This is a genomic window from Butyrivibrio hungatei, from assembly GCF_001858005.1.
In the GTDB taxonomy this organism is placed as follows: domain Bacteria; phylum Bacillota; class Clostridia; order Lachnospirales; family Lachnospiraceae; genus Butyrivibrio; species Butyrivibrio hungatei.
The window spans coordinates 1,751,371-1,766,532 of record NZ_CP017831.1; the positions used below are offsets into that span (position 1 = coordinate 1,751,371).

A 15,162-nucleotide genomic window follows, 5' to 3' on the forward strand; every position below is an offset into this window, starting at 1 on the left:
TATCTTACTTTGCCTCGTACCAGTCTGAACCTGTGTGGCAATCAACCTCCATAGGCACAGATAAAGTAACTGCCTTTTCCATTTCTTCTGCCAACAGCTTTGTTACTGTATCCACTTCATCTGGAGCAGTCTCTATGACAAGCTCATCATGAATCTGCAAAATAAGCTTAGACTTAAGTGACAGTTCTTTTAACTTAAAGAAAACATCTATCATCGCTATCTTCATGATGTCGGCAGCAGTTCCCTGGATAGGAGCATTCATGGCAACTCTCTCGCCAAACTGCCTTAAATTAAAGTTAGAAGCCTTAAGCTCAGGAACAGGTCTTCTTCTGCCAAACATAGTCTCGCTATAGCCCTTTGCCTTGGCGCTTGCTATAACATCTTCCTGATACTTTTTAACTCCAGGATAAGTCTCAAAATACTTTTCCATATACTCTTTTGCTTCATGAGCTGATATGGAAAGATCCTGTGATAGACCAAAAGCGCTTATACCATAAACAATTCCAAAGTTAACAGCTTTGGCATTTCGTCTCTGAAGCGGTGTTACCTCTTCAAAAGGAACATGGAACACCTTGGATGCAGTGATCCTATGGATATCCTCACCTTCATGGTAGGCATCGATAAGTCCCTTGTCCTTAGACATATGGGCAAGGATCCTAAGCTCGATCTGTGAATAATCCGCATCAGCAAAGACATAGCCATCCTTAGGAACAAAGACCTTTCTGATGAGTCTTCCAAGTTCTGTTCTCATAGGAATATTCTGAAGGTTTGGCTCTGTTGAACTGATTCTTCCTGTTGCAGTGATAGTCTGATTAAAGCTTGTATGTATCCTGTTGTCATCAGCGATAAAAGCTGCAAGTCCATCTGCATAGGTTGATTTAAGCTTAGTAAGTCCTCTGTATTCCAGGATGTCTGCAACAATCTTGTGCTCTGGCGCAAGTTTTTCAAGTACATCAGCTGCCGTTGAATAGCCAGACTTTGTCTTCTTTTCAGCAGGAAGTCCAAGTCTTTCAAATAATATCTCTCCAAGCTGCTTTGGAGAATTGATATTAAATTCAACTCCTGCGGCTTCATAGATTGCCTTTTCAAGCTCATCGATCCTTACAAGGAGCTTATCTCCATAGGCTTTAAGCTCATCTCTTTTAACAATGATGCCTTCCTTTTCCATGGAATAAAGAATATATGAAAGAGGCATCTCTATGTTATACATAAGCCTCTCCATGCCTGTTTTGACAAGCTTAGCCCTTATAATAGGCTCAGCATTGTAGCAGATATAAGCTATCTTGGAAGCATAATCAGAAAGCACCTTAACATCCGCATTTTCAAGTGGCTCTTTTCCAAAAAGATCAGCTCTCTTTGGAAGGGTTAACTTGAGGTACTCTTTTGCAACATCCCAAGGTTCATAGTCATTCTTAAGAGGATTGATAAGATATGCTCCAATCAGCACATCAAAGCTCTTATTTCCAGATACATCCTCATCTTTGTAGCCATTTGTCCTGTTTACAAACTCATAAGGATCAAAATACTTGTAGCTTTCTTTGATATCAAAACTGCAAAGACTCATTTTCTCACTTAATAAAGTCAATTTCTTGCCAAGATAATCTGCAGTTATAAAGTTCTCAACCGGAATATATGTTACATTACTGCCATCAAAAGTAATTGAAAGACCAAGGATCTTTTCTTTATCCGTAAGAAAATAGAAAGCAGCTCTATCAGCCCTGGTTTCAAAAAGAGCTTCTACTTCATTAAGGTCAGATGTAACCTTCATAGTCATATCAAAAGAAGCTCCCTTAACTTCTCCTGATGGAGAAAGGTTTTTCAACGCATTTTCAAGGGATTCCAAAAGCTCTTTGGTCACAGCGATCTCTCCCTGACCGTTTTCTTCTATGATTTCCCTGAATTTCAATATCTGAGGCTTTAATCTTTCATTTACACTATCCTCAGAAAAAGAAATACTCATAGACTTATATTCACTTGTCTTTAATATTGAAATAAGCTTGAAGATACCACCATAGACACCATTTACAAAAACTCCGTCAGAGTCTGTAAAGGCTGGTGTTTTGTAAAAAGCATCACTGACCAGCTCATTACCATTAATAATTAATAGATTTTCAGACATAAACCACCAACAATATAAAGAATTATAAAATAAACGAAAGAACTACTGTAATCACACCCAAGACTATAACAGCAAGTTCAAGGACATAGCTGGTAAACACAAGATATCTTCTGGCTTTAAGACTCTTTTTAGAATCTCTCATAAGAAGTTCAAGTTCATCTCTTAAGTTAAATGTATTACCATCCTCAAGACGCTTCATACCAACCTTAACAAGGAACTGGATAGTAAGCTCTTCTTTACATTCAGAGCAGCTCTCAATATGAGAAATAAACTCTGAAAGATCCTTGTTATCAAGGTCATCATCAAGAAAAGATGGAATTAACTTTTCAATATCTTTACAAGTCATCAGCTCACCTTTTATACAATACAATCAAAATTATTATAGCATAAAAAACACCGTATGCCCCGAAAAATCGAAGCAAACGATGTTTTTTATATATCCTCATAAGATGCAAGGCACCTATTAATTCTTAGACATTTCTTCTGTCTTTCTCTGTACAAGAGTAACTGAGATCTCCTGAAGCTTTTCATCAGTTAAGAAATACTTATTTTTAAACCAGAATATTGCAAAAACAAGTCCGATTATAGGTACGATAGTCATTGCCATTCTAAGTCCCATCTTCTGGGCAAGCGAAACACCCATTGAGTAATCGATCTCTTTTGCTGTCTCTGCAGTATCATTTGATAAAGCAAGGATCTGAAGTGAGATGGCAGCTATAAAAGCTGAAATACCTGATGCAAGCTTAACTACAAATGTCTGCATTGAGAAGATAACTGACTCATCTCTGCGGTTATTCTTGAGATCACCGTAATCTACAGTATTAGCAAGAAATACTGTTGTAATAACTGAGAGCATTCCATTTGCTGCGAAGATAAAGAATCCAGGAATGAACAAAAGGAATACGTTATTCATTGATGTAGAAGCAAGAACAAGAAGTGAAATATAGCCACAAATTGCCATGCCCATACTGATGTAATAAATGTTGATAGACGTAAACATTTTTCTAAGAAGTGGATAAAGGATCATCATTGAAAGGATCTGAATTCCGCCTCCAAATGTTGAAAACAGTGTGTAATCACCTCTCCAGCCTGTTCCACCAAAATCATACTTAAAGAAGTAGATAACGAGGTTAGATGTGATGTAGATTGAGCAGTTAACAACAACGATAGCCACTACTACTGCCATAGCCTGATCGTTCTGGATAAGAGCCTTGAACATCTCTCCAATAGATGCTGTCTTCATATCTACTGTTGATTTCTCTTTTACAAAGATGCAACAGATAACAGTAAAGAGAACAAATAAAACAGCTATGATAATTGAAAAGTATGAAAAACCAAGTCTCTCAACTTCTCTATCAGTAATATTAGCTCCACCAAAGGCATGTCCAAGAGCTGATACGGTCATTACAGTAATGATGGTGATAATAGCTGATCCAACACCTGCACATGATCTGGCAAGAGTTGTAAGTCCTTCTCTCTCTTTGCCGCCTTCTGTAAATGCAGGAATCATTGACCAATATGGGATATCCATCATTGTGTAAGTAACACCCCATAAGATATATGTCACAGCTGCATATGTTACAAGCCCCTGACCATTAAGTGCTGGAGGTGCAGAAAACATTAGGAACATCACGATTGCATTTGTAATAGTTCCGATCAAAAGCCAGGGACGAAACTTGCCCCATTTAGTCTTTGTCTTGGCAACAATTGCGCCCATGATAGGATCATTAAAAGCATCAAAGACTCTGGCAATCATAAGGATAACTCCCATGGCAGCTGCACTGACGCCCAAAATATCCTGATAATAATACAGAACATAAGACGCTGAGAGCATGTATACCATGTCCTTACCAACTGCGCCTAGTCCATAGGAAGCCTTTGCTGCCCCTGATAAACTGATCTTCTCTTCCATCACTTATCTTCCTCCTTAAGCTTCATCGCAAGCTCAATTACTTTTTTGGCTCCATCATAGATGCCCATATTCTTGTTAAGTACAATGTTGTCGCACATCTCACAAACAAGATCTGTCTGAATAAACTGGTCTATCATCTGCAAAATATGTGGTATATCTCTGCACTCAAGTGTTCCATCGCCAATCTCAGCTGAATGGATTGCCCCCCACATCTCGTGTTTACCAACTCGTTTAATAAACAGCTTAGGAACAGGATAAAAGGCAAGTTCACTAGGCTTTGTAACAAGTACATCGCAGCTTCTCATCAAGAGATTAGTTGCATAAACTGCTTCAAAAATATTCTTATGATAGAATCCGTGGATTCCCTCTATTTCAAGCTCAGGATCAAGAGATTTCTCAGCAAAAGAAACTGTATCTTCCCAATTGTCCATATGCTCTGTCTTTAAGGCATTCATATCTGGAATTTCTTTGCAAAGCTCATCCCAGACATTTCTATAATCACCAACATTTACATAAAGAGCTGCAATACCAGATTTGATAGCTGGTATCAGATGCTTTATGATCTCAGCAAAAATCTCTTTCTGAGCACCTGCTCCGCCAATAGTCAAAAGGAAACGGATTGGCTTTCCTTTTCTATGTCTGATCCTTCTAGCTTCGCAGTCATTATCTATATTGCTGACAAGTTCATAATCAATGTAATGACCAGTGTATACAAGTGACTGCTTTGGCATAGGCTTACAAACCTTCTTTTTATCCATGCCATTTAACACTCTATAGCCCATATAAGCATTTCTGCACTGTATAGTATGCACACTGCCTTCAGATAAATGAAGGGCCATTGGCCAGTTATCAGGAATTGCATTGACTACATACTTCATTCCAGCATGGACAGCTGCCTGCGCAGGCCATGCATGAGTTGCAACAACCGGAATATCCTTTGGGACATTTTTGTAAACAGGAGCCATAAGCTCAGCATTTTTCTGGTCCTTTGCATTATATGAAAGAGCTCTGAATCCTTCGTAGTTCATAGGTTCCCAAACGAACTTATTAAAAATTGGATTTTTGGAAAGTCTTGATCCAAGAGAATAAAGATCATTCTGAGCTCCAATAACCTTGGTACATGTAGTCTCCTTAAAAGAATTAAGATCCATCCAATAAGGAGTAAGTCCAAGATGATGCGCATATGAAGCCATAGCCATGGATATACGGTAATGGCCAAACCCCATTCTGATGTTTCCTACTATAATTCCTTTTTCAGTATCTATCTTACCCTCAGAAGGTTTAGTAGAAACTTCAATGTTCTTCACTCCCAGTATAGGTCCGATGACGTTATTGTCTGTAATCTGTACGCCATAATCCACGCCGGAATCATCGCCATATTTCCTGATATAACTTTTCTTGGATTTGATGGCACTGTGATAATCTTTGTCACTAATCTTGTTTCCGAAAATCTGTTTTGATTTCTCTGTCATGATCACCCATTCTGCTGGTATAACCAGCTAACATATACAACTTATAAGGAAACGGATTTATTTTATCCGGTTTCCTTATAACAATAATATGATACTGGGGTTTAATTAACAAGAAACGTTTTTTACAATTTTCGTTTCCAATATTTGTGCAAATTTCCTTAGATAACTGCCACGATAGATAGATTTCTTTCTATTTCCAGATTGATATATTTCTCACCACATTTTACTGTTGGTCTAGATAAATGTTCCGCATGATTATAGATAATATCGCCAGTCTGCCCATTATTGAGCATAACGCGATTTGCAATGAAGGTATTGGCTATATTGGTAAGGAAAGTCATGATAACATCTGCATCAAACTTCTCATAACCTTCCTCTTCAAACTTACTGATAACTTCAAATGGGCAAAGAGGTGCTCTATACTTTCTCTTGCTGGTAAGCTCGTCATAGATATTGGCAACAGTTACAATGCTGGCAATCTCGTCAATCTGGTCGCCCTTTATATGGAATGGATATCCTGATCCATCGCGGAACTCGTGATGCATGATGACACTATTTTTGATGTGCTGATCAATATCCTTATCCTTTACAAGCTCATATCCCTTTACCACATGCTCTTTTAACAGTCTGGATTCATACTCGGTATATGGTGTACTCTTGTCCAGAAGATCCTGTGGAAGGAGCACCTTACCAATATCGTGTAAAAGACCAGCTGCTGTAGCAAGCTGAACCTTTTCCTCTGGAAGTTTCATCCAGTTAGCAATTGTATTACAGATAAGTGAAACGTTAAGGCTGTGCATATAAACTGCATCACTGTTGTCGCGGAGATTGTGAAGCATGTCAAAAACCCCTGCTGTACCACCAGCTTCTACAAAGAGGTGATAAACAGGTTCTGTAAGCTTCTCAACATCAAGAGCCATAGTGCCATTTGCAATCATCTTAAATGACTCTTCTAGTTCTTTAGCGTTTTCTTCGATATGCTGTTTAAATTTGATGAATTCTTCAGAATTTCTGAGCTTTTCTGCATAAGATAAAGCGACAGCCGGCTTATGTGGAGCTTCCACAGGAACAGGCTTTTTTTCATTTTCTACAAAGATATTGTAAAGTGAATGAGATCTGATCCTTGCTATGTCCTTGTCAGAAAGGACAGTTCCTTTAGGAAGAACAAGTCTGTCATCAATAGTATAGATGTTTTCAGAAACAACAAGCCCCGGTTCAAGTTTATCAACAGATATTAGTTTCATACACGCCGCCCACCGTAATATTTATAAATATAGCATAATCATTATACCATAACTCATTATATGTTACTATTTATCAAATAGAAACTATTATCATTACAGAAATAATTTTTCAAAATAATTTAATCTTGTAGCAATATCCTTACTTGGAGTATCATCATAAATAAAAACGAATAAGCAGAGGTAGTATAGATGCAAAACAATGCCCTAACCTGGAAACTGATAAAAGAAGAACACGTAGTTCAGGACGAATGGATCGACTTTAGAAGAAATGAATACAAGCTCCCTAACGACTCCGTGATCGGTCCTGTATATAACTATTCCAAGCACAGCTTCTCTCTCATCGTAGCCACAGATGAAAAGGGACAGTATATCTGCGTCAAGCAGTACAGACATGGTATTGATGAGATCACAACTGAATTTCCAGCTGGTGCCATCGAATACAAAGAAAAAAGCGACGTTCCATACATAACAAGCAAAAACATAATCGCTACTGAAGATGACGCCTTTGAAGCTGCCAAGAGAGAACTCAAAGAAGAAACCGGATATATATCTGATAACTGGGCTCACCTTCTCACAATCCCAGCAAATGCCACATTATCAAATAGTAACGTTCACATCTACTGCGCTACAGCTTGCAAAAAAATCTGCGGTCAGGACCTTGATGACACCGAATTCCTTAACATCGAGACCATTTCAGAAAAAGAACTTCTATCTAGAATCTATGGCGGTGACTTCAAGCAATCTCTTCACGTGCTTGCTTACTATCTTTACAAGAACAAGATGTAAAGAAATCTATTTAAAAACTCCTTGAATATAATCAGCTCCTATGCTAAACTAATAAAGCTGTATTCCACATGGGATACAGCTTTTATAAGCCGGCATGTCGGAATGGCAGACGATGCAGACTCAAAATCTGTTGTGGGTAACCACGTGTGGGTTCAAGTCCCACTGCCGGCACTATAAAAGCCTGATCTTTCGATCAGGCTTTTTTCTTTACATTTTTATATTCATATCTTCGTAGGCACCAAAAAGACTCTTATCATTAAAGTCGCATCCAGTGACAACAAAGTTCGAGCTCTTGTGTCCAAGCTCTTTTCTTCCATAAAGGACTAAATGAATCCGCTTATCTTCTGTCATATATTCCTCAGACACTTCATCAAAAGAGTCCGTCTTTTCAAGGACTTTTTTAAAGTCCCCAAGGAAAGCAGGAATAATGACAGCACCAATAGATTGGCCCTGATTTGGACCATATACACCCATAATCTCATGTAAAAGTCGCATACGTAATTCGTCCATAGTCCCCTCCCATTTTTCAAGGTAGTTCTGCTCTCGCTGCGCTCGACAGAACAAGCTTCGATCACGGAAATCAAAGATTTCCTATCTTAGCTTTGTATTGCTTCAACTATATTAGGAAGGAGCTGCTTCTTACGGGATACCACTCCTGGAAGGATTGCGCTGTCGTCCTTTGGAGTAACTCCAAATGCACTTCCTAATGTATGCTGTGCCTTGGCTCCAGTAAAGATAATCTCAGAAGATTCATCAATGATATTTGTAAGCATAAAGAACAACATATCAAGTCCGTCATCTGATGATACCTTGCTAAGCTCAGGCATAATCTTTTCTTTGATCTCAGTCAGCTCTTCAGCACTCATGGAATTGATCTGGCCAATTCCGATAGTAAGATCATCAACAGTAAACTTCTTGAAATCCTGATGAAGGATCTCAGTAGCTGTCTTGCCACTTAAATTTGATCCGGCATGGAACATCTCTTTTGCAAAAGACTCATAATCAACGCCAGCGATCCTAGCTAGCTCTTCTCCTGCCTGCTTGTCTATAAGTGTGCAGGTAGGTGACTTGAACATAAGAGTATCTGATAAAATAGCAGCCATTAAAAGTCCAGCAATAGTCTTGTCAATCTCAACCTGATATTCCTTGTACATCAGATAGATGATAGTACATGTTGAGCCAAGTGGCTGATTTCTGAAAAATACAGGTCCTGCAGTTTCAATGGTACGAAGTCTATGATGATCGATGATCTCAAGGATCTCAGCTGTGTCTGCACCATTTACTGCCTGATTCTTTTCATTGTGATCTACAAGGATCAGTTGCTTTTTCTTGGCACCAAGGAAATTTCTTCGGCTGATCATACCAATGTAGTGATCATTCTTGTCAAGAACAGGGAAATATCTGTGTCTCATCTGAGCCATTACTTCCTGGATATCTTCAATATAATCATCCATATGGAAGCTTACAAGATTATTCTTTTTCATCACATGTTCAATTGGCATGGACTGATTTATAAGCCTTGCCACAATGAAAGTATCATGAGGAGTTGTGATGATCTTGGTACCATGCTCTTTGGCCTGGATCTGAATTGTCTTGGCTACATCAGCGCCCTCGCAGACTATGATACATCCAGCATTCATCTCAATTGCACACAGCTGCATATCATATCTGTTACCAAGGATTACTACGTCACCTTCCTCAATAACATTCTCCATCATATCAGGGTTGGCAGCCGCAATTACAACTTTGCCCTTCTTTAATATGTCATCAATCTCACCAACAATAAGCTCACCGTCGAGAGTCTCAACAATATTTCTATAGCAGGTACTTGCTTCTGAAAGGATCTTTGGATCGATAACATCCATGTATGTCTCAACAATATCATTAGTTGTAACAATGCCCTGAAGTTCTTCATCTTCAGTTACGCAAAGAGTTACAACCTCATTATCTCTCATTTTTGCCCATGCATTTTTTAGGGAAAGATTTCTATCTGTACCCTCGAGCTGTTTGATCTCCATGTCTCTAACTTGAGTTCTAACGTCCTTGACATAGCTAGGAACTTCTACTCCAAAATGAGACAAAACAAACTGTGTCTCCTCGTTAAGGTGTCCAGCTCTGCAGGCAATGTACTCGCCGCCTGTAATCTTTCTTTTTAAGTTAGCGTAAGTTATAGCTGCACAGATTGAATCTGTATCAGGATTCTTATGTCCCATTACTATAACCGGTCTGTTCTGCTTGTTCATATATATCTCCTAAAACGAATAAGTCTGTAACCCACCATCCTTATTTCATATTAACGCATTTTAGTGAATATTTGCTATACTTTTAAAAAACATATTTTATCATGCAAACTGACTGTTATAAAGATTATAATAAAATCCCTGCTTAGCTAGCAAGTCCTCATGATTTCCCTTTTCAATAATATGTCCATCCTTCATTACAAGGATAACATCAGCCTCTCTTATAGTTGAGAGTCTGTGAGCTACGATAAAACTTGTTCTACCCTGCATCATTCTATTAAATGCTTTCTGAATACGGATCTCAGTGCTTGTATCAATTGATGATGTAGCTTCATCAAGTATCAGCATCGGAGGAATGCTAAGCATTACTCTAGTGATGCAAAGGAGCTGCTTCTGTCCTTGAGATAGATTACCACCATTTTCAGAAATAACTGTATCATAACCATTTGGAAGTCTCTTGATAAAGCTGTGAGCATGAGAAGCCTTAGCTGCTTCAATGATCTCTTCATCAGTAAAGCCTTCTCTTCCAAGAGTGATATTATCTCTTATAGTTCCATTTCGAAGCCATGTTTCCTGAAGGACCATACCAAAGTTATCTCTGATATCACGTCTTTTCAGCTTTCTAAGGTCATAACCATCTATCTTGATAGCCCCCTCATCTACGTCATAGAATCGCATAAGAAGATTGATAAGAGTTGTCTTACCACTTCCTGTTGGTCCAACAATGGCTACTCTCTGACCTTTCTTGATATCAAGGTCAAGGTCTTCAATAAGCTTTTTAGACTTATCATATGAAAATGCTACATCCTTAAAGTCTACAACGCCTTCAGGCTCAAAGCTTTCTGGTGCATCCTTATCCTCAGGGATTTCTTCTTTTTCTTCGATAAGAGCAAATACTCTCTCAGCACATACAAGTGAATTCTGAAGCTCTGTAACTACGCCTGTAATCTCATTAAATGGCTTGGTATACTGATTGGCATATCTAAGAAATACGACAAGTCCGCCAATAGTCATAGTACCTGACATGCAGGCAAAAGCCCCAAATAAAGCAACTGCAGCATAAACCAGGTTGTTGATAAATCTGGTTCCTGGATTAGTAAGTGATGAAATAAATGTAGCCTTGATGCTTGTCCTTTCAAGTCTGTCATTAACATCATCGAACACTTCCATATTCTCATCTTCGTGTGCAAAAGCCTTAACTACTGAGAGATTTCCTATCATCTCATCAACAAAGGCTGTCTGATCAGCTCTGGCCTCGCTCTGGCTCTTAAAATAATTAAAGGACCTGGTAGCAATGAACTTAGCCACAAGAAGTGACAGTGGTGTAAGGAAAACTACAACCAGCGCTATCTTATAGTTTTTCATAAACATGATGATAAGAGTAGCTGCTATAGTCACAACACCAGTAAAGAGCTGTGTAAAGCCCATAAGTAGTCCATCAGAAAAAAGATCAACATCAGAGATAACTCTGCTTACTATCTCGCCAGTCTGCTTGGAATCAAGATATTCAAAAGGAAGATGCTGAAGTCTCTTGAAGGCATCCTCTCTTACATCTCTTACAACCTGGAAGGTGATCTTATTGTTTGCGATGTTCATTATCCACTGGAAAAGAGCTATTGCAAGAACCACAAACACTACCTGATACAGGATCTTAACAATCCTTGCCATATCTACCTTGCCTGTATCAACTATGCAGTCAATGGCATCACCAACAAGAATAGGCACATAAAGAGTCAAAAGAGCTGTAACAATTGAAAGAAACAAGGATACAAATATAAGAAATCTGTATCTTGATGCATATCTTAATACCTTTTTAAGTGTTCCTTTTTTCATACTGCTCCCTCCTTCTTGAACTGAGAATCATAGATTTCCCTGTAAAGGTCGCAGTTATCTAAAAGTTCGTCATGCCTTCCTATTCCAGCAACTTTGCCGTTATCAAGCACCACGATCTTATCACAATTAGAAACAGCAGATGTCCTCTGAGAAACAATAAAAGTCGTTGGCGGATCAGGCATATTGGCTATAGCTTCACGCAAATTCTTGTCAGTCATATAGTCAAGAGCTGAAGCACTATCATCAAGTATCAAAACTTCAGGCTTTCTTACAAGAGCTCTGGCAATAGTAAGTCTCTGCTTCTGACCACCTGAGAAGTTTTTACCGCCCTGAGCAACTACAAAGTCAAGGCCGCCTTCCTTGCCATCCACGATCTCTTTTGCCTGCGCTATAGATAAAGCTTCATAAATCTCTTCATCTGTGGCATCCTTCTTGCCCCATTTGATGTTGTCTCTGATGGTTCCATGGAAAAGAACTGCCTTCTGAGGAACGATACCTATTTTCTCCCTAAGGGCGTCAAGCTTGTACTGCCTAACATCCTTGCCATCAAATAAAACAGTGCCTTCCCTAGCATCATAAAATCTGGGGATAAGATTTATGAATGTAGATTTACCGCTACCAGTACCACCGATAACTCCAATCTTTTCACCTCTATTAACTACAAGGTCTACATTTTCAAGAGAATCTTCGCTGTCTCCAGCATATCTCATAGATACATTCTTAAATACAACATGCTCAGTTGTTTTTTCAAAGCTATCTGTTGAGCCATCTTCCATTGAAGACTTAAGTTCAAGAAGCTCCTGCACTCTGTTACCAGAAGCAATCGCCTTGGTAATAGTCAGGATAAGATTGGCAAACTTAATAAGTTCTACAAGTATCTGAGACATATAGTCATAAAGAGCTACCATATCGCCCTGAGAAAGATCTCCTGAATTAACAACAATTGCTCCCTTATAGATAAGAAAAGCTACAGCAAGATTAAGAATGCCAAAAGTAAGCGGATTCATAAGAGCTGAAACGCTTCCTACGAATTTTTGAAGATTCATAAGGGCATTATTTTGCTTATTAAAGTTCTTTACTTCCCTATCCTCAAGACCAAAAGCCCTGATAACACGAACGCCGCTATGATTTTCTCTTGTAAGTCTAAGAACTGTATCAAGTCCAGCCTGAATCTTGCCATATCTTGGAATGCTCCATCCCATGATAAGTGCCACTACAACAGACAAAAGAACTATGGTTACTAGGAAAATAAGCGCAAGCCTTGTATCAATAGTAAAGGCCATAGCCATGGCTCCCAAAACAACAAAAGGAGACCTAAGAAGTAGTCTTATGGTCATATTAACGCCCTGCTGAACCTGATTTACATCAGTTGTCATTCTGGTGATCATGGCTGAAGTGCCAATCTGATCCATATCTGTATAAGAAAGCTTTTGAATATTATCAAAAAGAGCTCTTTTTACCTTCTTGGCAAAGCCTGTGGCTGCCTTAGCTGCAAAGAACTGGGCAGTAACTGCACTTATAAAGCCAACAAGACATAAAAGCACCAGAATAATGCTCATCTTAATAATATATTCTTTGTTGCCAGTCTTGATACCGTCATTTATCATTGCTGCGATAACAAGAGGAACCATGAGCTCAAAAGACGCTTCAAGAAGCTTAAATAAAGGACCTAATATGGTCTCTTTCTTATAATCATTTAAATATACCAGTAATTTACGCATAATTTATTCTAAGTCCCTTGGGATAATGATTCTTGAGCATACCACCTGCAGCCTTTGCCCAACCAATACTAAGGCCTGATGCTGTAACAAGTGCCCAGCCCTTTTGCCCAGAAAGCTCAGCTCTTATGGTCTGTCCATTAAGATAAGCTTTGATATCATCAGAGTCTGCGTCGTGATCAAAGGCTATATTCACATCTTCCTTTTTTAGTAAAAGAGCTAGCGCATGCGAGGGCTCAAATCTGTCTTTTTTGAGAGTTCCAAGGTGAAGACCCGGGCGCATACATTTAAGTCCCATTACAGAAGGCATGTCGCCTGGAGCAAGGTACATCTGATCTCCAAACATAAATATAATGCCCTTAAGTTCCTGCCCGCTTTCAAGTCTGCAATATATATTTCCTCTCTTAAGTTCAAAAGTCTTTTTATCAAACTTTAAGCTCTCCATAACAAAAGTTTCAAATGGTTTGATACATTCAGGCTTAGCAGGAATATTTCGTCCACCTGGCACAAAAGATGATTCTTTTAAAAGCTCTCCATCTCTTTCAAGTACGCACAAAAAATGGCCCTCACCTTTAAGTTTATGAGGCCACAGCCTTATAGAATATTGAATCTGTTCAAGGCTCTTTTCAAAAAGAGCTTTATCCTTAGCTTCTAATGATGCTCTAAGCTCAGGGCTAATAAGTTCAGCCCTTCCCGGATCCATGCCATCAAAGGCATCCACCTTGACTACATGAAAATCAGAATGAGCACACAAAAACTTAAGGATGCTCTCTTCATTTTCATCAGCAGCAAAGGTGCAAGTTGAATACACAAGTCTTCCTCCTGGAAGAAGCATCTTGGATGCATTGTCTAATATTTCTTCCTGTCTTAAGGCACAGGTCTTAACGTTCTCCATGCTCCATTCATCAGCTGCATTGTCATTTTTTCTAAACATTCCTTCACCGGAGCATGGTGCATCTACTAATATCTTGTCAAAATAGCCTTCAAATACTGAGGCAAGCTTTGCTGAATCCTCATTTGTCACAAGTGCATTACTGATTCCCATTCTCTCCACGTTTAGAGAAAGAATTCGCGCCCTGTCCCTATTTATCTCATTGGTTATAAGAATGCCCTGCCCCTTCATCTTAGAAGCGATCTGAGTTGTCTTACCTCCAGGAGCTGCACACAGATCAAGGACCTTATCTCCAGGCTTTGGATCAAGAAAGCACACCGGCGACATAGCGCTTGGCTCCTGAATGTAATAAAGCCCCGCCTCATGATAGGGGTGCTTTCCTGGAGTTACCATATTTGCTGGATCTTCATTATAATAAAAAGCTGTTTTCTCCCATGGAACATTATTTCCAAGGTAAGAAAGCATCTCTTTTGCGCTTAAAACATCGCTTTTTAATTCATTTATCCTAAGAGCCTGATATCTTTCATCAGTATCAAAAGATGAGATAAATTCCTCATACTCTTTTTCTGAAAGGTACGCCCTCATGCGTTCTTTAAACTTTTCAGGTAACAATATCTTATCCTCCAATAGTCTATGGTTATACTATCAGTTTTTATCAAAAATCACAAATAATGAGGCTAAGTTACCATTCACAGTTTTTTGAGAAGCCGCAAACTATTCCCTGGGGCCGTGCCCTGCCACTTCCCAGTAAACTGCGGTGGGGCCGCCAGCCTGAAGTTTGTTTTTGTGAATCTCTAAGGATTTTTCTATGTTCATGAGCGTTATATTTCTTGCTATAAATTCTGTTTTGAAACACTGTCTGAGTCTTTGATGCCATTTTTGCTGTAAAGTTTTGTTTTGCCCTAATCAAAAAAACGATACTTTTCTATATGCTCATGCAGCTTTT

At 38.9% G+C, this 15,162-nt stretch carries 11 protein-coding genes and 1 tRNA gene; 2 read left to right on the plus strand and 10 right to left on the minus strand.

What is annotated here, in order from left to right; genetic code table 11:
* Positions 1 to 4 precede the first annotated feature (4 nt).
* The 5 genes from polA to bhn_RS08215 all read right to left on the minus strand — a co-directional run bounded on the left by polA (position 5) and on the right by bhn_RS08215 (position 6,747).
* Positions 5 to 2,119: a DNA polymerase I gene (polA, locus tag bhn_RS08195; RefSeq protein ID WP_071176237.1), complete on the minus strand. Its 2,115-nt coding sequence runs from the start codon at positions 2,117 to 2,119 to the stop codon at positions 5 to 7.
* 22 nt (positions 2,120 to 2,141) lie between these two features.
* On the minus strand, positions 2,142 to 2,465 hold the full coding sequence (locus bhn_RS08200) for a zf-HC2 domain-containing protein (RefSeq protein ID WP_071176238.1): 324 nt from the start codon (positions 2,463 to 2,465) through the stop codon (positions 2,142 to 2,144).
* 117 nt (positions 2,466 to 2,582) lie between these two features.
* Positions 2,583 to 4,031 (minus strand): glycoside-pentoside-hexuronide (GPH):cation symporter, encoded by a 1,449-nt coding sequence (locus tag bhn_RS08205; RefSeq protein WP_236845897.1) that lies wholly within the window; start codon positions 4,029 to 4,031, stop codon positions 2,583 to 2,585.
* Positions 4,031 to 5,503, minus strand: coding sequence for a DUF6937 domain-containing protein (locus bhn_RS08210; RefSeq protein WP_071176239.1), 1,473 nt, complete (start codon positions 5,501 to 5,503; stop codon positions 4,031 to 4,033). Before bhn_RS08210 ends, bhn_RS08205 begins: the two co-directional genes overlap by 1 nt.
* Before the next feature lie 158 nt (positions 5,504 to 5,661).
* Entirely contained in the window at positions 5,662 to 6,747 is a 1,086-nt protein-coding gene (locus tag bhn_RS08215; RefSeq protein ID WP_071176240.1) for an HD-GYP domain-containing protein, read from the minus strand.
* A gap of 189 nt (positions 6,748 to 6,936) precedes the next feature.
* Here bhn_RS08215 and bhn_RS08220 point away from each other — a divergent pair, with 189 nt between their 5' ends.
* Positions 6,937 to 7,533: an NUDIX hydrolase gene (locus bhn_RS08220; RefSeq protein WP_071176241.1), complete on the plus strand. Its 597-nt coding sequence runs from the start codon at positions 6,937 to 6,939 to the stop codon at positions 7,531 to 7,533.
* Positions 7,534 to 7,621: 88 nt separating this feature from the next.
* A tRNA-Leu gene (locus bhn_RS08225) sits at positions 7,622 to 7,704 on the plus strand.
* A 36-nt stretch (positions 7,705 to 7,740) separates the two neighbouring features.
* On the opposite strand, the gene bhn_RS08230 is transcribed toward bhn_RS08225, so the two are convergent.
* The 5 genes from bhn_RS08230 to bhn_RS08250 form a co-directional block, all read right to left on the minus strand.
* The gene (locus tag bhn_RS08230) at positions 7,741 to 8,043 is read right to left on the minus strand and encodes a hypothetical protein (RefSeq protein ID WP_071176242.1); all 303 of its coding nucleotides are present in this window, start codon (positions 8,041 to 8,043) and stop codon (positions 7,741 to 7,743) included.
* A gap of 86 nt (positions 8,044 to 8,129) precedes the next feature.
* Positions 8,130 to 9,776, minus strand: a complete 1,647-nt coding sequence (locus bhn_RS08235) for a putative manganese-dependent inorganic diphosphatase (RefSeq protein ID WP_071176243.1) — start codon at positions 9,774 to 9,776, stop codon at positions 8,130 to 8,132.
* A 99-nt stretch (positions 9,777 to 9,875) separates the two neighbouring features.
* The gene (locus bhn_RS08240) at positions 9,876 to 11,606 is read right to left on the minus strand and encodes an ABC transporter ATP-binding protein (protein ID WP_071176244.1); all 1,731 of its coding nucleotides are present in this window, start codon (positions 11,604 to 11,606) and stop codon (positions 9,876 to 9,878) included.
* Positions 11,603 to 13,327, minus strand: a complete 1,725-nt coding sequence (locus bhn_RS08245) for an ABC transporter ATP-binding protein (RefSeq protein WP_071176245.1) — start codon at positions 13,325 to 13,327, stop codon at positions 11,603 to 11,605. Before bhn_RS08245 ends, bhn_RS08240 begins: the two co-directional genes overlap by 4 nt.
* Positions 13,320 to 14,828 carry an RsmF rRNA methyltransferase first C-terminal domain-containing protein gene (locus tag bhn_RS08250; RefSeq protein ID WP_083385851.1) on the minus strand — a complete coding sequence of 503 codons (1,509 nt, stop codon included), beginning with the start codon at positions 14,826 to 14,828 and terminating at the stop codon, positions 13,320 to 13,322. Before bhn_RS08250 ends, bhn_RS08245 begins: the two co-directional genes overlap by 8 nt.
* Positions 14,829 to 15,162: the final 334 nt, after the last annotated feature.

What these genes read in the sequence shown, in the direction of transcription:
- polA (WP_071176237.1), bottom strand. Translation starts at nt 2,119, where the DNA reads ATGTCTGAAAATCTATTAATTATTAATGGTAATGAGCTGGTCAGTGAT.
- bhn_RS08200 (WP_071176238.1), bottom strand. Translation starts at nt 2,465, where the DNA reads ATGACTTGTAAAGATATTGAAAAGTTAATTCCATCTTTTCTTGATGAT.
- bhn_RS08205 (WP_236845897.1), bottom strand. Translation starts at nt 4,031, where the DNA reads ATGGAAGAGAAGATCAGTTTATCAGGGGCAGCAAAGGCTTCCTATGGA.
- bhn_RS08210 (WP_071176239.1), bottom strand. Translation starts at nt 5,503, where the DNA reads ATGACAGAGAAATCAAAACAGATTTTCGGAAACAAGATTAGTGACAAA.
- bhn_RS08215 (WP_071176240.1), bottom strand. Translation starts at nt 6,747, where the DNA reads ATGAAACTAATATCTGTTGATAAACTTGAACCGGGGCTTGTTGTTTCT.
- bhn_RS08220 (WP_071176241.1), top strand. Translation starts at nt 6,937, where the DNA reads ATGCAAAACAATGCCCTAACCTGGAAACTGATAAAAGAAGAACACGTA.
- bhn_RS08230 (WP_071176242.1), bottom strand. Translation starts at nt 8,043, where the DNA reads ATGGACGAATTACGTATGCGACTTTTACATGAGATTATGGGTGTATAT.
- bhn_RS08235 (WP_071176243.1), bottom strand. Translation starts at nt 9,776, where the DNA reads ATGAACAAGCAGAACAGACCGGTTATAGTAATGGGACATAAGAATCCT.
- bhn_RS08240 (WP_071176244.1), bottom strand. Translation starts at nt 11,606, where the DNA reads ATGAAAAAAGGAACACTTAAAAAGGTATTAAGATATGCATCAAGATAC.
- bhn_RS08245 (WP_071176245.1), bottom strand. Translation starts at nt 13,327, where the DNA reads ATGCGTAAATTACTGGTATATTTAAATGATTATAAGAAAGAGACCATA.